The 24,911-nt window shown below is 42.7% G+C and carries 25 protein-coding genes and 1 pseudogene; 15 read left to right on the top strand and 11 right to left on the bottom strand.

From position 1 onward, the window contains the following. Positions 1-12 precede the first annotated feature (12 nt). The 9 genes from ccoO to uspE all read left to right on the top strand — a co-directional run bounded on the left by ccoO (position 13) and on the right by uspE (position 7,492). Positions 13-633 (top strand): cytochrome-c oxidase, cbb3-type subunit II, encoded by a 621-nt coding sequence (gene ccoO, locus ACHUFI_RS16055; RefSeq protein ID WP_394250906.1) that lies wholly within the window; start codon positions 13-15, stop codon positions 631-633. 9 nt (positions 634-642) lie between these two features. Continuing rightward, positions 643-816 (top strand): cbb3-type cytochrome oxidase subunit 3, encoded by a 174-nt coding sequence (locus ACHUFI_RS16060; protein WP_394250908.1) that lies wholly within the window; start codon positions 643-645, stop codon positions 814-816. Beyond that, complete coding sequence (ccoP, locus tag ACHUFI_RS16065; RefSeq protein WP_394250910.1) at positions 816-1,790, top strand: cytochrome-c oxidase, cbb3-type subunit III; 975 nt, start codon at positions 816-818, stop codon at positions 1,788-1,790. Before ACHUFI_RS16060 ends, ccoP begins: the two co-directional genes overlap by 1 nt. 83 nt (positions 1,791-1,873) lie before the next feature. Continuing rightward, positions 1,874-2,353, top strand: a complete 480-nt coding sequence (locus tag ACHUFI_RS16070) for a FixH family protein (protein ID WP_394250912.1) — start codon at positions 1,874-1,876, stop codon at positions 2,351-2,353. A 2-nt stretch (positions 2,354-2,355) separates the two neighbouring features. Next, positions 2,356-4,728 carry a heavy metal translocating P-type ATPase gene (locus ACHUFI_RS16075; RefSeq protein WP_394250914.1) on the top strand — a complete coding sequence of 791 codons (2,373 nt, stop codon included), beginning with the start codon at positions 2,356-2,358 and terminating at the stop codon, positions 4,726-4,728. Continuing rightward, positions 4,728-4,898: a cbb3-type cytochrome oxidase assembly protein CcoS gene (gene ccoS, locus ACHUFI_RS16080; protein WP_394250916.1), complete on the top strand. Its 171-nt coding sequence runs from the start codon at positions 4,728-4,730 to the stop codon at positions 4,896-4,898. Before ACHUFI_RS16075 ends, ccoS begins: the two co-directional genes overlap by 1 nt. Further along, a complete protein-coding gene (locus tag ACHUFI_RS16085; protein WP_394250918.1) occupies positions 4,895-5,575 on the top strand; it encodes a sulfite exporter TauE/SafE family protein in 681 nt (226 codons plus the stop codon). The genes ccoS and ACHUFI_RS16085 overlap by 4 nt, the downstream gene beginning before the upstream one ends. Before the next feature lie 86 nt (positions 5,576-5,661). Further along, positions 5,662-6,408: an FNR family transcription factor gene (locus ACHUFI_RS16090; protein WP_394250920.1), complete on the top strand. Its 747-nt coding sequence runs from the start codon at positions 5,662-5,664 to the stop codon at positions 6,406-6,408. Between the two features lie 133 nt (positions 6,409-6,541). Further along, positions 6,542-7,492, top strand: coding sequence for a universal stress protein UspE (gene uspE / locus ACHUFI_RS16095; RefSeq protein ID WP_394250922.1), 951 nt, complete (start codon positions 6,542-6,544; stop codon positions 7,490-7,492). Positions 7,493-7,553: 61 nt separating this feature from the next. Here the strand turns inward: uspE and ttcA are convergent, their stop codons facing one another. The 4 genes from ttcA to ACHUFI_RS16115 form a co-directional block, all read right to left on the bottom strand. Further along, positions 7,554-8,447: a tRNA 2-thiocytidine(32) synthetase TtcA gene (gene ttcA, locus ACHUFI_RS16100; RefSeq protein ID WP_394250924.1), complete on the bottom strand. Its 894-nt coding sequence runs from the start codon at positions 8,445-8,447 to the stop codon at positions 7,554-7,556. 207 nt (positions 8,448-8,654) lie between these two features. Then, positions 8,655-9,308 (bottom strand): DUF2987 domain-containing protein, encoded by a 654-nt coding sequence (locus tag ACHUFI_RS16105; protein ID WP_394250926.1) that lies wholly within the window; start codon positions 9,306-9,308, stop codon positions 8,655-8,657. A 19-nt stretch (positions 9,309-9,327) separates the two neighbouring features. Beyond that, positions 9,328-10,176 (bottom strand): glucosaminidase domain-containing protein, encoded by an 849-nt coding sequence (locus tag ACHUFI_RS16110; RefSeq protein ID WP_394250928.1) that lies wholly within the window; start codon positions 10,174-10,176, stop codon positions 9,328-9,330. After that, positions 10,169-10,972, bottom strand: coding sequence for a DUF2189 domain-containing protein (locus ACHUFI_RS16115; protein WP_394250930.1), 804 nt, complete (start codon positions 10,970-10,972; stop codon positions 10,169-10,171). Before ACHUFI_RS16115 ends, ACHUFI_RS16110 begins: the two co-directional genes overlap by 8 nt. A gap of 334 nt (positions 10,973-11,306) precedes the next feature. Here ACHUFI_RS16115 and potA point away from each other — a divergent pair, with 334 nt between their 5' ends. The 6 genes from potA (at position 11,307) to ACHUFI_RS16145 (ending at position 17,232) form a co-directional block, all read left to right on the top strand. After that, positions 11,307-12,422: a spermidine/putrescine ABC transporter ATP-binding protein PotA gene (gene potA, locus ACHUFI_RS16120; RefSeq protein WP_394250932.1), complete on the top strand. Its 1,116-nt coding sequence runs from the start codon at positions 11,307-11,309 to the stop codon at positions 12,420-12,422. Continuing rightward, positions 12,406-13,263, top strand: a complete 858-nt coding sequence (gene potB / locus ACHUFI_RS16125; RefSeq protein WP_394250934.1) for a spermidine/putrescine ABC transporter permease PotB — start codon at positions 12,406-12,408, stop codon at positions 13,261-13,263. The genes potA and potB overlap by 17 nt, the downstream gene beginning before the upstream one ends. After that, complete coding sequence (gene potC / locus ACHUFI_RS16130; RefSeq protein ID WP_394250936.1) at positions 13,263-14,033, top strand: spermidine/putrescine ABC transporter permease PotC; 771 nt, start codon at positions 13,263-13,265, stop codon at positions 14,031-14,033. Before potB ends, potC begins: the two co-directional genes overlap by 1 nt. A gap of 93 nt (positions 14,034-14,126) precedes the next feature. Further along, complete coding sequence (locus ACHUFI_RS16135; protein WP_394250938.1) at positions 14,127-15,161, top strand: extracellular solute-binding protein; 1,035 nt, start codon at positions 14,127-14,129, stop codon at positions 15,159-15,161. Between the two features lie 141 nt (positions 15,162-15,302). Then, positions 15,303-16,340 (top strand): extracellular solute-binding protein, encoded by a 1,038-nt coding sequence (locus ACHUFI_RS16140; RefSeq protein WP_394250940.1) that lies wholly within the window; start codon positions 15,303-15,305, stop codon positions 16,338-16,340. 97 nt (positions 16,341-16,437) lie between these two features. Continuing rightward, positions 16,438-17,232, top strand: a complete 795-nt coding sequence (locus tag ACHUFI_RS16145; protein WP_394250942.1) for a GGDEF domain-containing protein — start codon at positions 16,438-16,440, stop codon at positions 17,230-17,232. A gap of 47 nt (positions 17,233-17,279) precedes the next feature. Here ACHUFI_RS16145 and cobB read toward each other — a convergent pair whose 3' ends face one another. From cobB to ACHUFI_RS16180, 7 genes and pseudogenes are all read right to left on the bottom strand, one after another. Next, complete coding sequence (gene cobB / locus ACHUFI_RS16150; protein WP_394250944.1) at positions 17,280-18,014, bottom strand: Sir2 family NAD+-dependent deacetylase; 735 nt, start codon at positions 18,012-18,014, stop codon at positions 17,280-17,282. Between the two features lie 169 nt (positions 18,015-18,183). Beyond that, positions 18,184-19,404, bottom strand: a complete 1,221-nt coding sequence (locus ACHUFI_RS16155; protein ID WP_394250946.1) for an ammonium transporter — start codon at positions 19,402-19,404, stop codon at positions 18,184-18,186. 321 nt (positions 19,405-19,725) lie between these two features. Continuing rightward, positions 19,726-20,142 (bottom strand): hypothetical protein, encoded by a 417-nt coding sequence (locus ACHUFI_RS16160; protein WP_394250948.1) that lies wholly within the window; start codon positions 20,140-20,142, stop codon positions 19,726-19,728. A gap of 58 nt (positions 20,143-20,200) precedes the next feature. Then, a pseudogene (locus ACHUFI_RS16165) lies at positions 20,201-21,169 on the bottom strand (formate dehydrogenase subunit gamma); the annotation flags it as partial. Between the two features lie 14 nt (positions 21,170-21,183). Beyond that, positions 21,184-21,792 carry a formate dehydrogenase FDH3 subunit beta gene (fdh3B, locus tag ACHUFI_RS16170; protein WP_394250950.1) on the bottom strand — a complete coding sequence of 203 codons (609 nt, stop codon included), beginning with the start codon at positions 21,790-21,792 and terminating at the stop codon, positions 21,184-21,186. A gap of 11 nt (positions 21,793-21,803) precedes the next feature. Continuing rightward, positions 21,804-24,659, bottom strand: coding sequence for a formate dehydrogenase subunit alpha (locus tag ACHUFI_RS16175; protein ID WP_394250952.1), 2,856 nt, complete (start codon positions 24,657-24,659; stop codon positions 21,804-21,806). 9 nt (positions 24,660-24,668) lie between these two features. Further along, complete coding sequence (locus ACHUFI_RS16180) at positions 24,669-24,872, bottom strand: twin-arginine translocation signal domain-containing protein (RefSeq protein WP_394250954.1); 204 nt, start codon at positions 24,870-24,872, stop codon at positions 24,669-24,671. Positions 24,873-24,911: the final 39 nt, after the last annotated feature.

Consider the following 24,911-nt stretch of genomic DNA (forward strand, 5'->3'; position numbering starts at 1 on the left):
GGAGATTAAAGAATGAGCTCAAATTCAAACAATCGCCATGAATTAGTCGAAAAAAATGTTGGCTTGTTAGCAATCTTGATTGTTATTGCAATCAGTTTTGGCGCACTTGTAGAAATCACACCGCTGATTTTCCAAAAGCAAACCACTGAGCCAGTAGAAAACCTACGAACTTACTCAGCGCTTGAAATGGAAGGTCGTGATATCTACATCCGTGAAGGTTGTAACGTATGTCACAGCCAAATGATTCGCCCATTCCGTTCTGAAACAGAACGTTACGGCCACTACTCTGTTGCTGGTGAAAGTGTGTGGGAACACCCATTCTTATGGGGTTCTAAACGTACTGGTCCAGATCTAGCTCGTGTTGGTGATCGTTACTCAGATGAATGGCATCGTGTTCACTTGATTGACCCTCGCGAACTAGTACCTGAATCAAACATGCCTGGTTTCCCATGGCTTGAAGATAATGTACTAGATGGCAAATTGACTCAGCAGAAACTTGAAATTTTCCGCAATCAGTTTGGTGTTCCATACACTGATGAGCAAATTGCTAATGCGAAGCAAGAAGTTGAAGGTAAAACAGAGATGGATGCAATCATCGCTTATCTTCAGTCTCTTGGTCATGCAATGAAATAAGGCGTAATTATGGATATTATTACTTTTCAAAGTATTTGGACTGTTACCGTCTTCGCTTGTTTCATTGGCATCGTTTGGTGGGCTTTTGGCAAAAACCGTAAATCGCGTTTCGATGAAGATGCGAACTTGGTATTTGCTGATGAAGCTCAGCCAAAAACTAACAATCAAGGAGTGACGAAGTAATGAGTACATTCTGGAGTATTTGGATTACAGTAATCACTATTGGTACGCTAGTAGGTTGTGCACTGTTGCTTCGTTGGTGTTCTAAAGATGAAACAGGCGTTGAGCCTGGTCAAGACATGGGACACGAATACGATGGCATTCGTGAATTAAACAACCCATTACCTAAGTGGTGGACTTACCTATTTATTAGCACACTTGTGTTTGCAGTGGTCTACTTCATTCTTTACCCTGGCTTGGGTAACTTTAAGGGTGTTTTAGGCTGGACAAGTTCTGATCAAACTGTGCGTACAGTTGAAGAGTCTCGCGCGTCAGTTGCGGCTTCTCAATCAAAAAAGCAACTTGATCAATACGCAAAAGAACTTGATGACGCTGACACGTATTTCGGCGAAGCGTTCAAACAGCTTGCATACAACGAAAATGGCTTACGCTCTATTCCTGAAATTGCTGCTGATCCTGAAGCTAACAAAGTTGGCCAACGTCTGTTCCTACAAAACTGTTCTCAGTGTCATGGTTCGGATGCACGTGGTCAGAAAGGTTTCCCTAACCTAACTGATGACGCTTGGTTATATGGCGGTGAGCCTCAAGCTATCGTAACGACTGTAATGCATGGTCGTATCGGTCAGATGCCGGCGTGGAAAGATGCGCTAGGCGATCAAGGTGTGAAAGAAGTTGTAAGTTACACCTTGAGCCTATCGGGTCGTTCTGTGAATGCTCGTGAAGCAGAAGCTGGTAAAGCTCGCTTTGTTGTTTGTGCAGCGTGTCACGGTACAGATGGTAAAGGCAACCCTGCAGTGGGTGCGCCTGATCTAACTGACCGCGATTGGTTGTTCGGCGATTCTCGCGCTGACGTAACAGAAACAGTAATGAATGGTCGCTCAGGCGTAATGCCAGCTTGGAAAGATATTCTAGGTGAAGACAAAGTTCAGCTTGTTTCAGCATACGTTTGGGGATTAAGCAACTCAGATAATAAGTAACATTTCAATAACAGCCCCTTTCTAAGGGGCTGTCTTTCCTATAGTTTATAAACTTTCTTATTCTAGCTGTTGAGATCTTTTTTATGGTAAAGCCTTGGTATAAACAATTCTGGCCGTGGTTCCTAATCGCGCTCCCACTTACTGTTGTTGTTTGGACTGTAATAACGGTAACAGTGTTTACGCAAAACTCTGTTCACCTTGTGACTGAGGATTACTATAAAAAAGGAAAAGGAATAAACATTGATATTTCGAAAGTCAATGTAGCAAAAGAACTTGGCCTAAGTGCTCAGGTTGACTCGGATGCTAAATCAATCTCTATTCAATTAGATAAAGGCGACTTAACTCACTACCCTGCAATCAAAGCTATGTTCGTTCACCGCACTCTACCTGACCGTGACTTTACTGAGCTATTAACTGCTGATGCTAAAGGTGTGTATCGAGTTACGCCTTCGCAAGAAATCCAAGGCCCTTGGTTTATCGAATTAACACCTCACAATGAAGAATGGCTAATTCAGGGTCGTGTGACTTTCCCTACCGAAACAACAATTGATTTAATGAACTAATTATGTGTAATTCCTGTTATCACTGTGGTGAAGATGTACCAGTCAACACGGATTATAAAGTCGAAATTCTGGGGCAGATACGCCAAATGTGCTGTCCTGGGTGTGAGAGTGTTTCTCAAACCATTATCGATAGTGGTTTAAGCTCTTACTACCAGTACCGAACTGCCCCTGCCGAAAAAGCTGATCTGGTCCCAGAGCAACTGCTTTCTCTCGCGCACTACGATAATGCAGATGTTCAGCAAGAATTTGTACATCACGTTGAGAACGCTTCTCAAGTCTCTTTGTCTCTAGAGGGAGTTTCGTGTGCTGCATGTGCGTGGCTTATTGAGAAAAAGGTTTCAGCACAGCCCGGAGTGGTTTCAATTCGTGTTAACACCACTACCAACCGTGCATTGCTTTCTTGGGATGCGTCTCAAGCGAAGCTCAGCAGCTTGCTCTCATCAATTCATGAGCTTGGCTATAAAGCCGCCCCGTTTGAAGCAGATAAGCAAGAAGCGTCTTATCATCGTTCGATGAAGCAATATCTGTATCGTTTGGGGGTTGCTGGTCTAGCAACAATGCAAGTTATGATGCTTGCGGTAGCCTTGTACCTGGAAGTGTTTGGTAGCTTAGAACCCGAGTTTAGAAACTACTTCCGTTGGGTCAGCTTGATTTTTGCAACGCCAGTTCTACTTTATTCTGCTCTACCTTTTTATATCAACGCCTGGCGAAGCCTTAAAGGTCGAACTTTAGGAATGGATGTTCCCGTTTCTATCGCGCTCTTGTTTGCTTATTTTGCGAGTTTAGTCGCGACAGTGACCGATAAAGGTGAAGTGTTCTTTGAATCCATTTCTATGTTCACCTTCTTCCTACTGCTCGGCCGCTTTTTGGAAATGCGAGCGCGTCGAAAAGCCGCTGCTGCGAGCGGAAACCTGTTGAAACTTATCCCAGTTATGGCGACTACGTTGGATGGTGAGCAAATACCTGTAAAGACGCTAAAAGTTGGTGACAAGATACGTGTATTACCCGGTGAACATATTCCTGCAGATGGTAAAGTCCTCTCTGGTCGTATTCATATCGATGAATCAATGTTAACGGGTGAATCAATCCATGTTGTAAAACAAGTAGGCGACAGTGTATTTGCAGGGACATTAAACGGTGATGAATCCTTCGAGTTAGAAGTAGTGTCTTCGAAAGCAGACTCAATGATTTCTAATATCGTTAGGCTGCAAGATGAAGCTCAATTATCGAAGCCCCGTATTGCTGAAATCGCAGATATAGTCGCACGCTACTTTGTCGCAATTATCCTGATCATAGCATTCGCTACTTGGTATTACTGGCATGATACGCGCCCAGAAGATGCATTTTGGATTATGCTTTCCGTCCTTGTTGCTACCTGCCCTTGCGCGCTTTCACTTGCAACCCCAACAGCTATCACTTGTTCGACTTCTAGAATGGGCAAGTTTGGAATCTTGTTACGTAAGGGGCATGTGTTTGAAACTCTGTGTAAAGTGAATCATCTGATCATCGATAAAACTGGAACGCTGACTGAAGGTAATATCAAGATTGCAGATATTTTACTTAAGTCAGATTTAGACGAAAGCACCTGCTTTAAACTTGCAGCTAGCCTAGAACAACACGCTAATCACCCTATCGCTAAAGCATTCAATCAATATTTTGATTCTAGTGTCCAACTCGAATCCGTGAATAATATTATTGGTTCTGGGATTCAAGCTAAATGGAATGAAAAGACCGTCGCTATTGGTAGTGCTTCATTTATTCTCGGCTCCGATTCTTTAGCAGTCAGTAATGGTATTTATCTCTCTTTAGATGGGATGCATATTGCAACTTTCATTTACGAAGACCCAATTCGAAAGGAGAGTGCTGAGCTCGTTAAAAAGTTTAAAGACGCCGGGATTAAAACGACGCTTTTAACCGGTGACTCGTTAGCGAATGCGAGGCCTGTCGCCGATAAAATTGGTATCAACGACGTTGTTGCAAGTGCCAATCCAGAAGATAAACTGAGCTATTTGAATAATACCGATAGCAAGGAGATCACAATGATGGTCGGTGACGGAATTAATGATGCCCCAACACTAGCTGGTGCACACCTTTCAGTAGCGATGGGCGGTGGTACAGACGTGGCAAAAGCTTCTGCTGACATGATTTTGTTAGGTGACAAACTGGATAAATTGCTCGAATCACGTGCGCTTGCGTTAAAAACTCGTAAGATTATTCGTGAAAACCTTGCTTGGTCATTAGGATACAATATTCTGATATTGCCATTGGCTGTCGCCGGTCTTGTTGCTCCTTACATTGCTGTTGTAGGGATGTCCGCAAGTTCAATTATTGTAGTTTCCAACTCTTTAAGATTGCTTAAAGAACAAGGTAAGTAATGGAAAGCTTATACATATTAATCCCTATCGCGATCATCCTAGTATGTGTTGCTGTCGGAATCTTTCTTTGGGCAGTGAAAAGCGAACAATTCGAAGATTTAGAGCGTCAAGGTCACAATATCTTGTTCGATGAAGAAGACGAAAAACAAAAGGCTGCCGTTAAGAAATGACGGCGGACTGGCTTGGTGCATTTTTCGTTGGGTTGATTGGTGCAGGACATTGTATGGGGATGTGTGGTGGAATCGCTTCAGTGCTGTCGATTGGCAATACTGGAACAGCGAATAAACTCGCGATCCCCATTTTTTATAACTTTGGCCGTTTAGCAAGTTACACTTTAATCGGTGCAATCATTGGTGGGACTGTTTCTTCACTTGCTCAGTTCAGTGAGCTCAATAGCGTGCTCATCTGGCTTCGGCTATTAGCGGCGATATTTATGATTCTACTCGCCCTTTACATTGGTAAATGGTGGCACGGACTGCTTGTTATCGAAAAGCTTGGCCAAAACATTTGGAAACACATTTCCCCTGTAGGTCAATCACTACTTCCTCTTAAAAACCCACTCCACGCACTCCCATTTGGTTTTATCTGGGGCTGGCTTCCTTGTGGCTTAGTCTATTCCACTCTTACATGGTCTGCAGTATCTGGAAGTTGGCTTGATGGCGGGCTAATTATGCTCTCGTTTGGCTTAGGGACCTTACCTGCAATGCTTGCTATAGGCTACGGAGCAACTGTGCTAAAAAGGTTTCAACAATCTAATGTCTTTAGACAAGTTGGTGCATTTTTGATCCTAACTTATGGCTTATACACTGGATACGATGCGTTGATGCTTCTTTATTATACAGCATAGCTCTCCTTTAAATGGCGTTTTTTTACTATCCATTAGTATTAAGGGATGCTAAAATATTGACGTATATCAAATAGTGAAAGATTATTATGATTTCTGAAAAGCCTGTGACGAAACGAGTTCAATCAGGTGGTTGTGCCATCCATTGTCAGGATTGTAGCATCAGCCAACTGTGTATCCCTTTTACTCTTAGCGAAACCGAACTAGATCAACTAGATCAAATCATTGAGCGTAAGAAGCCTATCCAAAAAGGCCAAGAGCTATTTAAAGCTGGAGATGAACTTAAATCTCTATATGCGATCCGCTCTGGCACTATCAAAAGCTACACTATTACAGAGCAAGGTGACGAGCAGATTACTGCATTCCACCTAGCAGGTGATTTAGTCGGTTTTGATGCCATTACTGAAGATATGCACCCTAGTTTCGCGCAAGCGCTAGAAACGTCAATGGTATGCGAAATTCCGTACGAAATTTTAGATGACCTGTCAGGCAAAATGCCTAAGCTTCGCCAACAAATCATGCGTTTGATGAGTAATGAAATCAAAGGCGATCAAGAAATGATTCTGTTGCTATCTAAAAAGAATGCTGAAGAGCGTTTAGCTGCATTTCTATACAACTTGTCAACACGCTTCTCTCAACGTGGCTTTAGCCCTCGAGAGTTCCGTCTAACGATGACTCGTGGTGACATTGGTAACTACTTAGGCTTAACCGTTGAAACGATCAGTCGTCTTCTTGGTCGCTTCCAAAAAGCAGATATTTTAAGTGTTAAAGGTAAATACATTACTATCGAAGACCACGATGCTCTAATGGAGCTGGCTGGTGTTTCAAAAGAATAACTTATTTATCAATGATGTAGCTCTATAATGAGCTACATCAAGTTTCTGTTCTAAATCTTCCCATATTTCTCTTCTTCTCTAATCAACTAAGCTACATTAACTATATGGTTCAGTTCCTATAGTAGGCTTTGTTATGAGTATTTATAGTAAAATTCTTGTTGTTGCCGATATTAATGATGATGAGCAACCCGCCCTTGCCCGAGCAATACAGCTCGCTAGAAAAAGCGTTTCTAAGAGCCGCATTACCTTCTTTCTTTCTATATATGACTTCTCTTATGAAATGACATCAATGCTCTCTGTTGATGAAAGAGATGCGATGCGCCGAGGTGTCATTGGTCAACGTGAACAATGGATGAAAAAAGTAGCTGAACCGTACTTGGATAATGTTGATTTCGAGTTTGAAGTAAAAGTGGTTTGGCATAATCGCCCTTATGAAGCCATCATTGCTGAAGTATTTGGCAATAGTCACGATGTTCTCATCAAAGGAACTCGTAAACACGACACTCTAGAGTCAGTTATTTTTACTCCTACCGATTGGCACTTGTTGCGTAAGTGTCCTTGCCCTGTATTACTTGTTAAAAATGCATTTTGGCCGGAGCAAGCAAATATCTTAGCTTCAGTTCATGTAGGCTCTGAAAACGAAACACATGTTGATTTGAACGATGCGATGGTTGAGAGGTTGTTGGAAATCTCTGGAAGGCTCGATGCTAAGCCATTTATTGTTAATGCTTACCCAGTTACTCCAGCAAATATTACCATTGAGTTACCTGAGTTTGATCCAACATCATACACTGACGCTGTTCGTGGACATCATTTAACGTCCATGAAAGCCTTAAGGCAAAAGCACGGTATGGATGAAGAGCAAACAATCGTTGAACAAGGTTTGCCAGAAGATGTGATTCCAGAAGCCGTACAAGCACACAATGCCGCTATGGTAATACTTGGTACAACGGGCAGGACTGGCTTGTCAGCGGTGTTTATAGGTAACACTGCAGAACACGTTATCGATAAAATCAATTGTGATGTGTTAGCACTTAAACCGAAAGGCTACGTCAGCCCGTTAGATCCGAATCACGTGGCGTAACAACTCGATTTTAATTATAAAAAAACCAAGCTAAATGCTTGGTTTTTTCTTTTCTAAATTATTAAATATTGGTTACATCAATAAACATCGATTCATCAATATTGGTTGATGATACCGTAGCTTCAGTGAATTCATATTCTTCACGATTCCCTTCTCGGTCTATCGGTAAGTTTACAAAGTCAAAAAGCTCTCTGTCGGCAAGCTGACTTGGGCTTACATTTTGGATTGACTTGAAGATCTTTTCTACACGACCCGGTGTCTTCTTATCCCAATCAATTAGCATAGCTTTGATTGATTGGCGTTGAAGGTTCTCTTGAGATCCGCATAGGTTACAAGGAATAATTGGGAACTGATGATGTTCTGCGTACTTGATTAAGTCTTCTTCACGGCAGTAAGTTAATGGACGAATCACCACGTTACGTCCATCGTCAGAGCGCAGTTTAGGCGGCATCGCTTTAAGACGCGCACCATGGAACATATTTAAGAACATAGTCTCTACGATGTCATCTAGGTGATGGCCTAAAGCAATTTTGGTCGCACCAATCTTTTCTGCAAACGAATACAGCGTTCCGCGGCGTAAACGCGAACATAACCCACAGGTTGTTTTACCTTCTGGTACTTTCTCTTTTACAACAGAGTACGTGTCTTTATCGACAATGTAGTATGGGATATCAAGCGTTTCAAAGTAATCAGGAAGAATATGCTCTGGGAACCCTGGCTGTTTTTGATCTAAATTTACAGCAACAACATCAAACTTAATTGGAGCCGCTTGCTTAAGCTTTAACAGTATATCAAGCATCGCAAAAGAGTCTTTACCACCACTGATACATGCCATGACCACATCGCCCTCTTCGATCATGTTGTAATCGATGATTGCGTTACCTACGTTTCTTCTAAGGCGCTTTTGTAGTTTGTTGTATTCCAGAGTTTCTTTTCTTGTATCTTTTTGATTCATTGCGATTACTCATACTGCCGTGTTTTCGGCCGTTGATTTCCTAGAGGGATTCGTTATAGGGCGCGGATTATACGGTGTTTTAATTTAGGTTGAAACCCAAACAAGCAATCTCATTGATAAAACGCATGTAAAGTACAATCCTCGATCTTTAGCTGTCGACAAAATAAAAATGGGCAGCTCGCGCTGCCCATTTATTCATTCCGGTTGCTACTGAGGGGAAATAAAAGGTAAAACTCGTTGTGTAGGCTTTGGTAGAACCATAGAGCCACCTTGCCCAATTTCAGCCAATGTTAGCTGCGCTTTGCCTTGTTCAATCGGTACTACTTTGCCATTTGATAATTCAATTTGACCATTCAGTTGATTAGCGAATTCTAGCGTTACACCGGTAATGTCGGGGGTAAACCAGCTTGAAAACATACCGCTTAGATCTTCAAGCATTGCTTGCATTTGTGGTAGCAAGGTTTCTACTTGCTCGTATGTCACCGTACCCTCTAGATTGTTTTTCGTCATTACTACCAGCGAGTAGTCACATTGGCCTTCTGCTTGAGTTTGGACGAATACTAGTGGATTTGCCGAGCGAAGGTTGTTATCTACTGGCAGAGGAAGTTCATTGTTGTCTGGAATCACGAACTCTTCATAATGTTCTTCTTTTTCCATCCATGCTTTTTCGATAGTACAGATCTGCTTAGTATCGGCATTGACAAAAAACACGCCGACTTTCACGTCATCGTGCCCTTCTTTCGCGTTATTCTTTAATTGGGTGTAAAGCTTTGAATAGGTGAACATATATTCCTGAGCCGCGACAGGCAAGGCACAGGTAAATCCAAGCATAGTAAGTAATGCTAGCGTTGTTTTTTTCATTATTAGATTTCTATTTAAATTATTGGACCCAGAAAGACGAATTATGTCTGATCATTGCTTGAAGATCAGTGACATAATCTACACCTCTTTCTGAATATTTGAGTAACCCGTTGGTTAGCTCGGTTGCAGCAGACGGAGTAGTTAGATCGGCACCGGATGCTAAAAGCTCTTCTCGTATAACGCGTAGCTCTGCGTAAGCCCTATTTCTATTCACGTTCATGAAGTAACGGTGCACCGATTCCTGGCTGGAGCTAAACTTTGCAACTTCGTGAGAACTGCCTTCATTGCGTTGTAATGGGACCAAGCCACAACCTTTGCTATAACACCAGTGCCCAAAGTAATTATTCGCTTGTGTCGCGAATCTAGAAGTTCCCCATGCCGATTCATTCGCCGCTTGAGTTAACACCAAAGAAGCGGGTAATACGTTCACGCGAGATAACATTTCATTAAGCCACGTTTGCGTTATCTCACCATTGCTCAGTGGTAAATTGTATAGCTTTCCTAAACGCTTAGCATATTGCACCTGCTCCTCAGACCAACCTTGCTGTGCATTCTCAGAAAGGTTAACAAGGAACTTTCGTTCTTTGAGTATTCTTGCATTTTCAAGCTCTATACTCGGCCTTAAAAAATCAAAGAAACTCTGCTTCTTTTGTTTAGTATCAGAAATAGAAGCAAAGTCCGGAGTTCCGGTCGGTACATTCACAGCGGTATGGGGGGGCTCTTCGACATTATCTTGCTTTGCTATGCCATAGCTCTTTGCTCGTCTCACTTCGGATTCATAAAGGTATGGTCCAATTGTTGAAAAAGCACCGAAAGCTGTAATCGCGACGATCTTAAGCCCAATTTGAGTAAAGTTATAGTTAGGCATTGAACACCTGAGAATCTTTGTCGTGGTCGTCATCATCATTAGAGCGTTCAGACGCGACAATCTTCAACTTAATACCAAACATTTCGCGATAAAGGATACCCTTCACATGGAAAAAGAATGGAAGAACAAAAATTAGACCAATGCCATACATCATTGCCGCGACAATGAACATCAGCATGACTGCAAGATAAACCGTCGCAACCACAAATATCTTCTTATTTACTGCGCGTAGTGATAGCAATAGAGATTGCATTGGCGGCACTCGCTTTTCACAAATAAGTAAAATTGAGTGGCTGAAAGCGAGAGAAAAATACATAGATAAGAAAGGCAGGATCATCCCAGATAGGCCTTGCATCATTAGACTAAACATTGTCGCCATAATCACTGGAACAGTAAATTGTAACCCTTTTCCGATATGTCGCACTTTTGTTTTCAAGCCAGCGGCATGGCTCATCGCCATCAAGCTAATTCCAGCGTAGATTGGAGCACTGACGACTTCATAGCTAAAGTTCGCGATAAAAATTGACTCAACAATTCGTGGGTCAAATAACTCGGGATCGATCAACGCATCTAAAATGATACCGGGATCACCAAGCTGAAGTTGAAGCGCAATGTAGAAAATCGCTAATTGAACAAAAAGCAGCGCAATGATTGCGGGAGAAAAAGATAGGAAATGGCTAATTGTATGCTTCCAAGCCTCTTGAAATACCGCGGTTGCTTTCAATTCGTAATCACCAGAAAGCGCTCGTTCAATACTTCCGCCTAAATTGAAATCTTTTTCAATGTCTTTATTCATATTACTTCCTAGGTGCACTTCCCATCAGGTAGAAGCCACCTAACTTGTTGATAAAAAATTGGCTTCATTATACGCATATGTCGTGCGTGAATTAAAATCGGTTTCTGTAACAAGCCTTGCTTTATCGTCTATTTGATTGATAATTAACCAATTAACGCCAAAGCAAACTCCCTAAATACAGTATGGTAAGAAATGTTTACTTTTACCTGTAAAATTTTTTATCTTTCAACTAGAAAAAATGCTTTGATTTCACACTTTTGGTGATTATGATGCGCGCCTCAAAAGTGTATAGCAACAGGTCGTTGTATAAGACCAAGGTGGAGAAAAACAGACATTGAACGCTAAACAATCGGTAGGAAAACCAGTTGTACAACTCACTGGTATTAGTAAAAGTTTCGATGGTAAGGAAGTCATCGGCAATCTAGATTTGAACGTTAATCATGGTGAGTTTCTCACTATATTAGGTCCTTCAGGTTGTGGTAAAACCACGGTTCTGAGAATGATTGCGGGTTTTGAAACCGCTGATAAAGGTGAAATCCTATTAGCGAATCAAAATGTGACCCAAACCCCTGCTGAACAGAGGCACGTCAATACTGTCTTCCAAAGTTATGCGTTATTCCCTCATATGACTGTGTTCGATAATGTCGCGTTTGGTTTACGAATGCAGAAGGTTCCGAGTAGCGAAATTGAACCTCGCGTTATGGAAGCGTTGAAAATGGTTCGGTTGGAGCAAATGGCTCAACGCAAACCTCATCAGCTTTCCGGTGGCCAACAGCAGCGCATTGCAATTGCTCGCGCAGTGGTAAATAAGCCCAAAGTATTGCTCTTAGATGAATCGCTGTCTGCGTTAGATTATAAGCTGCGTAAACAAATGCAAATTGAACTCAAGCAGCTACAACGTCAGCTGGGCATTACGTTTATCTTCGTTACACACGATCAAGAAGAAGCATTATCAATGTCTGACCGCATTATTGTTATGCGTGATGGTGTGATCGAACAAGATGGTACACCACGTGAGATCTATGAAGAGCCTAAAAACCTTTTTGTAGCTCGATTCATTGGTGAAATTAATGTCTTTGAAGCAACGGCAATGACTCGTCTTGACGAAAAGAGAATTTCAGCCACGATCGAAGGCATTGATAGCGTGGTGTATCACGACCAAGAGATTACTTCTGGCGACAAACTTCAAGTTCTACTGCGCCCTGAAGATCTTCGTATCGAGGAAATTAAAGAATCTGAACAGCGCGGCATTGTCGGTCATGTTATTGAACGTACATATAAAGGCATGACATTAGACTCAGTCGTTGAACTTGAGTCTGGTATGCGCGTTATGGTCAGCGAATTCTTTAATGAAGATGATCCGGATGTTGATCACTCACTAGGGCAAAAAGTCGCGATTACTTGGGTTGAGAGTTGGGAAGTGGTATTGAAAGATGAGCAAAATATTTAATCTTCAAAAAGCCATTATTGCGCTCATTGTTGGTTGGTTGGTGCTATTTGTACTCATCCCGAACGCAATGATCATTGGCACAAGTTTCTTAACGCGTGATGAAGCGAATCTTATCGAAATGACATTTACTCTCGATAATTACACGCGCTTAGCCGACCCGCTGTATGTGAAAGTCTTATGGCATTCATTCTATATGGCGATTGTGGCGACGTTACTTTGCTTAGTGATTGGCTATCCCTTCGCTTACATTGTGGCAAAGATGCCGGAGAAATGGCGTCCGTTCATGCTGTTTCTAGTGATTGTTCCTTTTTGGACAAACTCACTAATACGCACCTATGGACTAAAAATCGTATTGGGCACCCAAGGCGTTCTGAACAAAGGGCTTTTGGCGTTAGATATCATCGATAAGCCTTTACGCATTATGTACAGCGAAACTGCCGTAATGATTGGTTTAGTGTACATCTTGCTGCCGTTTATGATTTTGCCTCTTTACTCAGCGATAGAAAAATTAGACGACACCTACCTGGAAGCTGCTAAAGACCTGGGTGCAAACAAGCTACAGACTTTACTTAAAGTTGTTTTACCACTAACGATGCCTGGCATTATTGGCGGGTGTTTGCTAGTTCTGCTCCCTGCCCTTGGTATGTTCTACATCGCTGATCTATTGGGCGGAGCGAAGAACTTATTGATTGGTAATGTGATTAAGAGTCAGGTTCTCAATGCTAGAGATTGGCCGTTTGGTGCCGCGACAAGTATTGCACTGACAATGGCAATGGCGATTATGCTTTATGCCTACTACCGTGCGGGCAAATTATTGAATAAGAAAGTGGAGCTAGACTAATGGGTCGTACAGTTAAGTTCAGCTTTATGGCATTGGTATATGCTTTTTTATACCTTCCGATTATCGTGTTGATTGCTAACTCATTTAATGCCAATAAATTTGGTATGAAATGGGGGGGCTTTACAACAAAATGGTATGACGCGTTAATCAATAACGATAGCTTGATGCAAGCCGCTTGGCATTCATTGAATGTTGCCGTGTTTTCCGCCACAGCCGCGACTCTGATTGGAAGTTTGACCGCTGTAGCCTTATTCCGTTACCGATTTAAAGGAAAAGGTGCAGTCAACACGATGCTGTTTATTGTCATGATGTCACCCGACATTGTAATGGCGATCTCTTTGCTTGCGCTATTTTTAGTGATGGGTGTTCAGTTAGGTTTCTTCACCTTACTGGTCGCACATATTACCTTCTGTTTACCGTTCGTTGTTGTAACGGTTTATAGCCGGTTAAATGGGTTTGATGTGAAAATGCTTGAAGCAGCCAAAGACCTTGGAGCAAGTGAGTGGACGATTCTAAAACAGATCATCTTCCCACTGGCGAAACCTGCGGTCGCTGCTGGTTGGCTATTGAGTTTTACGTTGTCTTTAGATGATGTGATCATCAGTTCTTTTGTAACTGGGCCAACATACGAAATTCTACCGTTAAAAATTTATTCGATGGTGAAAGTGGGGATATCCCCTGAAGTCAACGCACTAGCAACAGTCATGTTAGTGGTTTCCTTAATACTGGTTGTCACTTCGCAGTTGTTAGCAAGAGACAAAATAAAGTAAACTCCGCATCGAATTACATAAACAGAATGGAATGTTCCATTGTGTTTTTCTATCTACTGCCTTTGGGCAACGTTTAGTTTGGAGCTAACGTCAATGAAAAAGTGGGCTACTCTATTAGCTGGTAGTGCATGTGCGCTTTCAATGTTTTCTGGAACAGTGTCTGCGGACGATAATAAAGAATTGGTATTTATGAACTGGGGGCCGTATATCAATAGCTCGCTCCTAGAGCAATTTACCGACGAAACTGGCATTAAAGTTATCTACTCAACTTATGAGTCTAATGAAACCTTATATGCCAAGCTAAAAACCCATAATCAGGGTTATGACTTAGTCGTTCCTTCAACGTATTTTGTTTCTAAGATGCGCGATGAAGGTATGCTTCAAAAAATCGATAAGACTAAACTAAGTAACTTTAGCAACCTTGATGCGAACTACTTAGACAAAGCATACGATCCGAATAATGATTACTCGATTCCTCATGTCGTTGCAATTACAGGATTAGCGGTTAACACCGATATGTACGATCCTGAAGACTTTCAAAGCTGGGCTGATTTGTGGAAGCCAGAACTTGAAGGTCAATTGATGATGATGGATGACACTCGAGAAGTCTTTCATATCGCATTGCGCAAACTTGGCTATTCGGGCAACACTACCGACGAAAAGCAAATCGATGAAGCTTACGCTGAACTTAAAAAGTTGATGCCTAATGTATTGGTTTTTAACTCTGACAACCCAGGTGCGCCGTATATGTCTGGAGAAGTTGGTTTAGGTATGCTGTGGAATGGTTCAGCCGCCGCTGCTCAAAATGAAGGTTTACCAATTCAATTGGTTTTCCCTAAAGAAGGGGGAATCGGTTGGGTAGATAACTTCGCGATCAGCTCGGGCGCGACAAATGTCGAAGCGGCACATAAGATGATTGATTTCTTATTACGACCAGAAATCGCCGAGCAAATCTCTCGAGATACTGGCTATTTAACGGCAGTTAAGGCTTCTAACGACAAATTCAAGGACAGCCCTGCACTTTTCCCATCACAGGAAGATCTTGACCGAGTAGAATGGCAAGCTGCAGTTGGGGATAAGACAGTAAAGTATGAAGAGTACTTTATGAAGCTAAAAGCTGGTCAATAAAACGACCTCAATTTCATTTGATAGGCAGCTAAGGCTGCCTATTTTATTTCTCTCCTGTTATAATCCGCACCAAATTTTTATAGATCCATTTTCTTTGGGTTCGCTACCCAGCTCCAAACCAAACAAATGAACGGAACAGTAATGAAAAAAGCACTGTATACCGGCGCATTGTGTGCTGCTACTTTTATCTCAACTCCCACTTTCGCAACTGACCAAGAGTTGTACTTTTACAACTGGTCTGAATATATTCCAAGTGAAGTTCTTGACGATTTCTCGAAAGAAACCGGAATCAAAGTGATCTACTCAACTTATGAGTCTAACGAAAGCATGTATGCCAAGTTAAAGACTCAAGGTTCTGGCTATGATCTTGTGGTTCCGTCTACTTACTTCGTATCAAAAATGCGTAAAGAAGGTATGCTTCAAGAGTTAGACAAAGAAAAGCTAAGCCACTTTAAAGACCTAGACCCTAACTACCTTGATAAGCCGTTCGACCCAAGCAACAGCTATTCAATCCCATACATTTGGGGTGCAACGGGTATTGGTATTAATTCTGATATGCTTGATCGCTCATCGGTTTCTTCATGGGGCGACCTATGGGATACACAGTGGGAAGGTCAATTGATGATGATGGATGATTCACGTGAGGTGTTCCACATCGCTCTAAGCAAATTAGGCTTCTCTCCTAACACGACAAACCCTGATGAGATTAAAGCAGCATACGAAGAACTGAAGAAACTGATGCCGAACGTGCTTGTGTTTAACTCAGATTTCCCAGCAAACCCATACCTTGCCGGTGAAGTGTCTCTTGGCATGCTTTGGAATGGTTCGGCTTATATGGCTCGTCAGGAAGGTGCAACCATCGATATCATTTGGCCAGAGAAAGGAACGATCTTTTGGATGGACAGCCTAGCTATCCCATCTGGCGCAAAGAATGTCGATGCTGCACATAAGATGATTGATTTCCTACTTCGTCCTGAAAACGCAGCTAAGATCGCTTTGGAAATTGGTTACCCTACTCCAGTGAAGTCAGCTTACCCACTTCTTCCTAAAGAGTTCGCTAATGATCCAAACGTTTTCCCTCCTCAATCTGTAATGGACAGCGGCGTTTGGCAAGATGAAGTTGGTGAAGCAAGCGTTATTTATGACGAGTACTTCCAAAAACTAAAGGTAAATAACTGATTTACAGTTCGATTGACGAATAAAGCGGCGCAAGCCGCTTTATTTTTACCTACACTTTATATAGGCTCCCAAATAAACAATACAAAGTGCCATATAAATGTCAAAAACGCATCCTCTATTAGTCATCGTCACTTTCATGCTGCTAGCATCGTTTGTCATGTTAGGCGTTAGCTATGTCGCAGACGTTGATTCGAATTATGATCTGTTCTTCGAGACTAACACTCTCATCATTGTCTTTTATATTTGTACTGTTGCGCGTAAAGCGATCCAAAGGAATAGTAAACTTAAATACGGTACCTGGATTTTACTGTTTAACAAAACATACGATGTAGTCACTGAAATAGCCATTTTTGATAAGTTAGCTGATAAATATGAGTTTATTGATACCTTTCTTGAAGATGGGCTGCTGCAAATATCTTTCCTATTGATAGCATTTGGTTTGACAGAGATTACCCTCAAACTCAAAGAGCAAAACTCTGTAGATGAACTCACGGGTTTATACAATCGCAAGAAATTATCTCAAATTAAATTAGAAGAGTTTGATTTGATTTACTTCGACTTAGATGGATTAAAGTTGGTGAATGACAAGAAAGGCCATAATGTCGGCGACTTGATGTTAGTTCGCTTTTCTCAGGCCCTCAAACAGTGCACCATTGAAGATGAAATGGCGTTTCGTATAGGAGGCGATGAATTTGTAGTAACGGTTAAGTCAGGCCGTGCTCAAGACTACATAACACAAGTAAACAACCTGCTTGATGGTGAGCAGATCTCTTTCTCTTATGGCATTGAGCATTCGACACGCGCGAACTTTGAAGAAGCACTCATCAAATCAGATAAAGCGATGTATGAAATGAAAAAGTCGGCAAAGTTTAATTCCCAACACAACGCATAAAAAAAGATACCGTCGCGGTATCTTTCTTCTATTGGTGTTGAAGCTCGTTAAGCGCGCTTTGATTCGCTACCTGAGTCAAGTAGCTCTCTAACAAGTTTGGGAACTTCAATGCTAGCTTTACCATAACGCTTTTCTTCAAACTCACTCTCAACCGCGCTAGGCTCTAAATTGATTTCTATCGTATGCGCACCATGCATCTTGGCATCATGAACAAAACCAGCGGCTGGATAGACGACGCCGGATGTGCCGATAGAGACAAATAAATCCGCTTCTTCGAGGCTAGAATAGATGTCGCCCATTTTAAGCGGCATTTCACCGAACCAGACAATATGTGGTCGCATTTGGGCAGGGATCTGGCAACAATGGCAAAGCTCACCAGTTAATATCGCATCTTTGTGTTCTATAACTTGGTTAGACTCACTGCATCGCGCTTTTAGTAGCTCACCATGCATATGGATAATATTCTTAGTACCGCCTCGCTCATGTAAGTTATCAATGTTCTGAGTGATAACAGTAACCTTTCCATCTAATCGTTCTTCGAGCTCGCCTAAAGCAATGTGTGCGGCATTAGGCTTAATGTCACTACCCTGTAACTTCTTTCTACGTTGATTATAGAAATCTTGAACTAAATCGGGGTCGCGTTCGAAGCCTTCAGGTGTAGCAACATCTTCTATTCGATGGTTTTCCCATAAGCCATCTTGCGCGCGAAACGTTTGAATACCAGATTCTGCCGAAATACCTGCACCAGTAAGTATAACTATGTTTCTATACGGGAAATTCATATAACAATCCTTGTTTCTTTCTATGCATTTAGCTTAGCACCGTTCCAATACCAACAATAGTGATATGGATTAGACCATAGTCGCATGTCACGATAGGTATCTATTTTTATGTGAACTCAAACAAAAAAGGCAGCCTAAAGGCTACCTTTTACTATTAAATTACAGAGTGTTAGTCGTCACTTATAGAAGATATTTTATGTACAGCCAGATCTGCCCCGTTAAATTCGTCTTCTTCAGAAAGCCTTAATCCTGTTAACTGATTCAAAGTACCATAAACCGCAAAAGCACCAACTAACGCGACAGTAATGCCCGCAAGCGTCCCTAATACTTGAACGGTAAGGCTCACGCCACCAAGGCCACCCAGCGCGCTTTGACCAAAAATACCAGCTGCGATACCACCCCATGCACCACAAACACCATGAAGAGGCCATACACCTAGTACGTCGTCAATTTTAGTTTTGTTTTGTAGGTAGGTGAACAAGTAGACGAACAGTGCCCCCGCCACAGCCCCGGTCACTAACGCTCCGATTGGGTGCATTAAATCTGAACCTGCACAAATTGCGACTAAGCCGGCCAATGGTCCATTGTGAATAAAACCAGGGTCATTCTTGCCTGCAATTAGTGCAGCTAAAATACCGCCTACCATCGCCATTAGAGAGTTCATTGCCACTAGTCCACTAATACCATTTAGTGTTTGTGCAGACATTACATTAAAGCCGAACCAACCCACACATAGTATCCAGGCACCTAACGCAAGAAATGGAATGTTCGAAGGTGCAAAGTTGGTGTGTTTCCCTGCGCGAACGCGGCCTTTACGCATGCCCAAAAACATCACAGCGACTAACGCTATCCAACCACCAACGCCATGTACTACGACTGATCCTGCGAAATCATGGAACCCATAGCCAAACTGAGCTTCAAACCACGCTTGAACGCCATAATTCCCATTCCAAATCATGCCTTCAAACAGTGGATAGACGATACCAACCGTAAAAAAAGTTGCTATCAAGATAGGATAAAATCTCGCTCTTTCTGCAATACCACCAGAAACGATCGCTGGAATAGCGGCCGCAAATGTGAGTAAGAAAAAGAATTTCACTAACTCATAGCCATTCCCTTGAGACAAGGTTTGAGCATCAGCAAAGAAAGTGGCGTCATACGCGACCCAATATCCAATGAAAAAGTATGCGATCGCTGAGACACCGAAGTCGGCGAGAATTTTTACTAGTGCGTTCACTTGGTTTTTTTGTCGAACGGTACCCACTTCTAAAAATGCGAAGCCTGCGTGCATCAAAAACACCATAATCGCACCGAGGAGTAGAAAAAGTGTATCCGAACTTTGAGTCAGGGTCTGAACGGCTCCGTGTACCTGACTTGCTGAAATGCTCATTGTTGGTATTGCTCCATATTACCTATAGCGCACCTTACCTGTGCGACAAATTATTGTTTTCACCAAATTGGTGAAATATTTATTTGACTGGTAGTAGAGCAAAATACATTCCAATTATTGATAAAATTGAAATATTAGATAGGAAATAGAATAGTTTATAAATTTCATGAACTTAAAACACATCAACTCCAACCTATGTTCTTGATGCGTCTCTCCCTCTGCATCTGCGTGCACCAATAAGGTGAAAACGCACTAATTCAGAGCGCACAAAAAAGCCCCACTTAATGGGGCTTTATAGTTAAGGCATCAACATTATCAAGGCTAAAGGTTAGGTCCTTTTGTTGGTTGATGAGGAAGGTTCTGCTTGAGTTGCTTCATCCCTTGAACCATTCGAATCAGCCAAATGATGATCGCTATCGCAGCAAACAGCATCCCAATATAAGGAATGAAATAAGCAATCTCGTCAATGAGGTGGTTTTTGTACCAATAATCATTCACACCAATTAATACGCCATTTGACGTTGCCACAGTGACAATAAGTACGACAAAAAACGTCAAGTTCAGAAAGAAAGAACGAATTAACCCATAATAATGTGAGTTAACGACTTCACCGTCTTCATTTTTGTCGAGGCGATAGCCTGCATAGACAATGGCAATGACGCCTGAAATCAAACAAGTGAAAGGCGTGAATAGGCTTGCGATGTAAGCAAACCATATCCCTTTATGATGTTTGGTCATAGTGCGGCTTTCCTTCTACTTCTTTCTTAGACAAGCCAGGCTCTTGGGCCGTATGCTTAACTTCTTCATACCATAAATCATGGTGCTCTTTCGCCCATGTCTCATCGACTTCTCCCGTTACCATGCCTTCTAGAGCCCCTTCCATGCCAAACAGCCCGATATAGATATGGAAAACGAAGCCACAAATAAGGATTAAAGCAGCAAGCATATGAACAAGGTTAGAAAGTTCCATGTCACGACGAGTTTGTCCAAAAATTGGGAAATCTAGAACCAAACCGCTAAACGCGACAACGGTACCAACGACGATCAGCAACCAAAAAAGGGCTTTCTCACCTGCGTTAGAAAACTCTGCCGAAGGGTGTGAACCTTTATGCTTTCCAACCATACCGCCAAGCTTCATAAACCAAACAAGATCAACTTTCTTGAAGGTAGACTTTCGCCACCATTTAACTAAAACGCACATCAGCAATACATAGAAAATAGGCCCTATGTAATTGTGATATTGTTTAGCCAATAAAATAATGAATCCCCAAAGGTCCGTAGGAATGTAAGGCTTAAGGAAATGCTTGCCGTAAACCAGCATCAAACCACTGAACGCTAGCGTAAGAAACGTAAACGCCATGCTCCAGTGCAATGCGCGATCTAACCGCGACCAACGTTTGATCTTCCTTCCCGTTCTTGGAGCACTCAGCATAAGCGGACCAATGACGATGTACATCAAGGTCACAAAGGCGATACTACCGAAAATCGCAACCGCACCCGCCGGCGACATCCACTTTTCTTTTAAAATGTACCAAGTTTGTCCCGGTGTACTGATCAGCACGCCATGTTCAGGAAACTGAGAGGTTGTGTACCCCTCTTCTCCTGCCCTTACTTGTTGCCAAAATTCCGAACCTGCGAGTTGAGTTATTTCTCGTTCAGCCGTGTTCGCTTTAGTCTCAGATGCCTGACTCATTGGAGCTAGCATTGTTAGCGCTGCCAACAAAGGCAGCACAACAATTGAGAGACGTTTAAACAGTGAAAGCATACGTCTCTCCCAACTTAGCTTTTAGTCGCATCGTAAGAAAGGTCGTTGCCGTCTGTCCAACCCGCCGCTTTTGCGCCACGTTCAACAACACGTTGACGGAAGATTTCCGATACTTTATCAGCATCACCCGCAATCAGTGCTTTTGTTGAACAAAGTGAAGCACACATTGGCAGCTTGCCCTCTGCAATACGGTTAGCACCATACTTCTTGCGTTCTTCTTCCGAGCCAGCTTCTGTTTCAGGGCCACCCGCACAGAAGGTACATTTATCCATTTTCCCGCGTTCACCAAAAGCAGATTGTTTCGGGAATTGAGGAGCGCCAAACGGACACGCGAACAAGCAATAACCACAGCCGATACACAGGTCTTTATTATGAAGAACGACACCATCTTCAGTCTGTTCAAAACAGTCTGCTGGGCACACCGCCATACAAGGTGCATCAGTACAATGCATACAAGCGACAGAAATGGAGTTCTCGCCCGGTTCGCCATCATTTAGGGTCACTACGCGGCGACGCTGAATGCCCCACTCTAGTGCATCATCATTTTCATTTTTACATGCAGTGACACAGCCGTTACATTCGATACAACGCTTGGTGTCACAAAGGAATTTCATTCTAGCCATCTTGTGACTCCTTACGCTTTGCTAATTTTACAGAGGGTGACTTTGGTTTCCTGCATTTGTGTTACAGGATCGTAGCCGTAGGTTGTTGCGATATTCGCCGACTCACCAATGACATACGGATCAGTACCTTCTGGGTACTTGCTACGTAGATCTTCACCTTGGAATTTGCCACCGAAGTGGAACGGAATGAACGCGAGCCCGGGTTTAACCCTACGAGTTACAAGCGCTTTGACATGAATACGGCCTTTTTCTGCACCTTCAACCCATACCATTTCACCATCTTTGAAGCCAAGATCGTTGGCATCTTTCGGGTTAACCTCAACAAACATTTCTTGTTGAAGCTCAGCAAGCCAAGGGTTAGAACGAGTTTCTTCACCGCCACCTTCATACTCAACTAAACGTCCGGAAGTCAGAATAATTGGATACTCGCCAGATTTATCTTGGTCTTGAATCGACTTGTACATCGTTGGCAAGCGGTAAATTGACTCGCTATCGTCCCAAGTTGGGTAGTCTGCAACGAGATCACGACGTGGCGTATAAAGCGGTTCACGGTGCAGTGGCACACGGTCTGGGAATGTCCATACCACCGCACGAGCTTTAGCGTTACCAAAAGGCATACAACCATGCTTAATTGCAACTCGTTGGATTCCGCCAGAAGTATCGGTTTTCCAGTTTTTACCTTCAGCCGCTATTTTTTCTTCTGCTGTTAGGTCATCCCACCACCCTAAGTGTTTTAGAAGTTTGGCGCTGAATTCAGGATAACCATCTTCTAGTTCACAATCTTTCGAGTAGCTGTCTTCTGCAAGAAGGTTCTTGCCCTCAAACTCAACACCAAAACGAGCGCGGAAGTTACCGCCACCTTGAGCAACAGGTTTAGACGTATCGTAAAGAATGTGTGTACCTGGGTGCTTCATTTCAGGTGTACCCCAACATGGCCAAGGCAAACCATATGTTTCGCCGTGAACCGGACCACCTTCTGCTTCGAGTGAAGTCTTATGGAATGTATGCCAGTTCATTGTGTGCGCTTTGATACGTTCAGGGCTTTGGCCGGTATAACCAATCGTCCACATGCCTTTGTTGAATTCACGCGTGATATCTTCAATAACTGGTTGGTTATCTTGTATTCTAACGTTTTTGAATAGCTGCTCAGCGAAACCTAACTTCTTAGTAAGTAGATACATGATCTCGTGGTCAGGCTTAGATTCGAACAATGGTTGAACGACTTGCTCACGCCATTGAAGAGAGCGGTTTGAAGCCGTAACAGAACCTGTGGTTTCAAACTGAGTTGTCGCTGGTAATAGATATACGCCGTCAGTACGATTATTCATTACAGCCGCAACTGTTGGATATGGATCAACAATCACCATCATGTCCAACTTCTGCATCGCTTTTTGCATTTCCACGCCACGGGTTTGCGAGTTGACCGCGTGTCCCCAGTAGAACATTGCACGAATATTATCGTTTTGCTCGATGTTATCTTTATTCTCTAAAACACCATCAATCCAACGAGATACCGGAATCCCCATATTGTTCATTGGCTTTTTGCCACGGTATTCATTTTGGTCAAATCGATTTTGAACCCATGAATGGTCGAGGTCCCACACTTTTGACCAGTGCTTCCAAGCGCCGTCAGATAAGCCGTAGTATCCAGGTAATGTATGCGAAAGTACGCCTAAGTCAGTGGCACCTTGTACGTTATCGTGGCCACGGAAAATATTCGCACCACCACCAGATTTACCCATGTTGCCAAGTGCAAGTTCAAGAATACAATATGCGCGAGTGTTGTTGTTACCAGTCGTGTGTTGAGTACCACCCATACACCAAACGACACACCCCGGGCGATTTTCAGAAAGTAACTTAGCAGTTTGGTACACTTCTTCTTCAGAAATACCAGTGACACGTTCTACTTCAGCAGGAGTCCATTTCGCGACTTCTTGACGAATTTCATCCATGCCAAATACACGTTGGCGGATGAACTCTTTGTCTTCCCATTTATTTGCGAATACATGCCACAATACACCCCAGATGAATGCAACATCAGAACCTGGGCGAAGCGAAACATAGTGATCAGCTTTTGCAGCGGTGCGAGTACGGCGAGGATCAGCAACAACGATCTTACAATTATTCTTCTCTTTAGCGATTAAAATGTGCTGCATAGCAACAGGGTGCGCTTCTGCAGGGTTTGAGCCAATGAAAAGCATAGATTTGCAGTTATGCATATCATTGAAAGAGTTAGTCATTGCGCCGTAGCCCCAAGTATTTGCTACGCCAGCTACAGTTGTAGAGTGACAAATACGTGCTTGGTGGTCGACGTTGTTCGTTCCCCATAAAGAAGCCATTTTACGGAACATATACGCTTGTTCGTTATTATGTTTAGCACTGCCTAACCAATAAACGGAATCAGGGCCGGACTCTTTACGAATTTCTAGAGTTTTATTACCAATCTCTTCAATGGCTTGATCCCATGACAACTTCTTCCATTTGCCATTTTCAAGTTTCATTGGATATTTTAAGCGACGTTCACCGTGTCCATGCTCACGTAGCGCAGCCCCTTTTGCACAATGTCCACCAGCGTTGAACGGGTGATCAAAAGCTGGCTCTTGGCCTGTCCAAACTCCGTTTTGAACTTCAGCATAAATACCGCAACCAACCGAACAGTGAGAACAAATAGTACGTTTAATATCTGTTTTTGCTGTCGGGTCGACCGATTTTGCTTCCGCTTTTTTGATCATGCCAGGCGCGAACATGCACGCTGTTGCGGCAACGCCACCAGCTGCTAATGAACTATTCTTCATGAAAGCACGGCGACTGATGCCAAACTGATTTTCTTGCTTAGTAACGCTATCGGAGCGTTTTGTTAATTTCATGGTCTGCTCCTATAGCGAGTCGTAGTAATCACGAATATGTTGTGTTTCGTGATAGCCATCTGTCTTTTTATCTTGATTCGATACGGATACTTCTGGCTCTGCAGCAGAGGCAACTTTCGTTGTTCCTGCCACGACTGCTCCCGCGACTGCCGCAGTACTTAAGCCTTTTAAAAGCCCTCTACGACTGGTATTCACTTTTTCGTTATCTTTCATTATTGCTTCCCTTACCGAAACGGTAGTTTGGATGCTTAT

Source organism: Vibrio profundi (assembly GCF_043642225.1).
GTDB lineage: Bacteria > Pseudomonadota > Gammaproteobacteria > Enterobacterales > Vibrionaceae > Vibrio > Vibrio profundi_A.

What these genes read in the sequence shown, in the direction of transcription:
- ccoO (WP_394250906.1), top strand. Translation starts at nt 13, where the DNA reads ATGAGCTCAAATTCAAACAATCGCCATGAATTAGTCGAAAAAAATGTT.
- ACHUFI_RS16060 (WP_394250908.1), top strand. Translation starts at nt 643, where the DNA reads ATGGATATTATTACTTTTCAAAGTATTTGGACTGTTACCGTCTTCGCT.
- ccoP (WP_394250910.1), top strand. Translation starts at nt 816, where the DNA reads ATGAGTACATTCTGGAGTATTTGGATTACAGTAATCACTATTGGTACG.
- ACHUFI_RS16070 (WP_394250912.1), top strand. Translation starts at nt 1,874, where the DNA reads ATGGTAAAGCCTTGGTATAAACAATTCTGGCCGTGGTTCCTAATCGCG.
- ACHUFI_RS16075 (WP_394250914.1), top strand. Translation starts at nt 2,356, where the DNA reads ATGTGTAATTCCTGTTATCACTGTGGTGAAGATGTACCAGTCAACACG.
- ccoS (WP_394250916.1), top strand. Translation starts at nt 4,728, where the DNA reads ATGGAAAGCTTATACATATTAATCCCTATCGCGATCATCCTAGTATGT.
- ACHUFI_RS16085 (WP_394250918.1), top strand. Translation starts at nt 4,895, where the DNA reads ATGACGGCGGACTGGCTTGGTGCATTTTTCGTTGGGTTGATTGGTGCA.
- ACHUFI_RS16090 (WP_394250920.1), top strand. Translation starts at nt 5,662, where the DNA reads ATGATTTCTGAAAAGCCTGTGACGAAACGAGTTCAATCAGGTGGTTGT.
- uspE (WP_394250922.1), top strand. Translation starts at nt 6,542, where the DNA reads ATGAGTATTTATAGTAAAATTCTTGTTGTTGCCGATATTAATGATGAT.
- ttcA (WP_394250924.1), bottom strand. Translation starts at nt 8,447, where the DNA reads ATGAATCAAAAAGATACAAGAAAAGAAACTCTGGAATACAACAAACTA.
- ACHUFI_RS16105 (WP_394250926.1), bottom strand. Translation starts at nt 9,308, where the DNA reads ATGAAAAAAACAACGCTAGCATTACTTACTATGCTTGGATTTACCTGT.
- ACHUFI_RS16110 (WP_394250928.1), bottom strand. Translation starts at nt 10,176, where the DNA reads ATGCCTAACTATAACTTTACTCAAATTGGGCTTAAGATCGTCGCGATT.
- ACHUFI_RS16115 (WP_394250930.1), bottom strand. Translation starts at nt 10,972, where the DNA reads ATGAATAAAGACATTGAAAAAGATTTCAATTTAGGCGGAAGTATTGAA.
- potB (WP_394250934.1), top strand. Translation starts at nt 12,406, where the DNA reads ATGAGCAAAATATTTAATCTTCAAAAAGCCATTATTGCGCTCATTGTT.
- potC (WP_394250936.1), top strand. Translation starts at nt 13,263, where the DNA reads ATGGGTCGTACAGTTAAGTTCAGCTTTATGGCATTGGTATATGCTTTT.
- ACHUFI_RS16135 (WP_394250938.1), top strand. Translation starts at nt 14,127, where the DNA reads ATGAAAAAGTGGGCTACTCTATTAGCTGGTAGTGCATGTGCGCTTTCA.
- ACHUFI_RS16140 (WP_394250940.1), top strand. Translation starts at nt 15,303, where the DNA reads ATGAAAAAAGCACTGTATACCGGCGCATTGTGTGCTGCTACTTTTATC.
- ACHUFI_RS16145 (WP_394250942.1), top strand. Translation starts at nt 16,438, where the DNA reads ATGTCAAAAACGCATCCTCTATTAGTCATCGTCACTTTCATGCTGCTA.
- cobB (WP_394250944.1), bottom strand. Translation starts at nt 18,014, where the DNA reads ATGAATTTCCCGTATAGAAACATAGTTATACTTACTGGTGCAGGTATT.
- ACHUFI_RS16155 (WP_394250946.1), bottom strand. Translation starts at nt 19,404, where the DNA reads ATGAGCATTTCAGCAAGTCAGGTACACGGAGCCGTTCAGACCCTGACT.
- ACHUFI_RS16160 (WP_394250948.1), bottom strand. Translation starts at nt 20,142, where the DNA reads ATGACCAAACATCATAAAGGGATATGGTTTGCTTACATCGCAAGCCTA.
- fdh3B (WP_394250950.1), bottom strand. Translation starts at nt 21,792, where the DNA reads ATGGCTAGAATGAAATTCCTTTGTGACACCAAGCGTTGTATCGAATGT.
- ACHUFI_RS16175 (WP_394250952.1), bottom strand. Translation starts at nt 24,659, where the DNA reads ATGAAATTAACAAAACGCTCCGATAGCGTTACTAAGCAAGAAAATCAG.
- ACHUFI_RS16180 (WP_394250954.1), bottom strand. Translation starts at nt 24,872, where the DNA reads ATGAAAGATAACGAAAAAGTGAATACCAGTCGTAGAGGGCTTTTAAAA.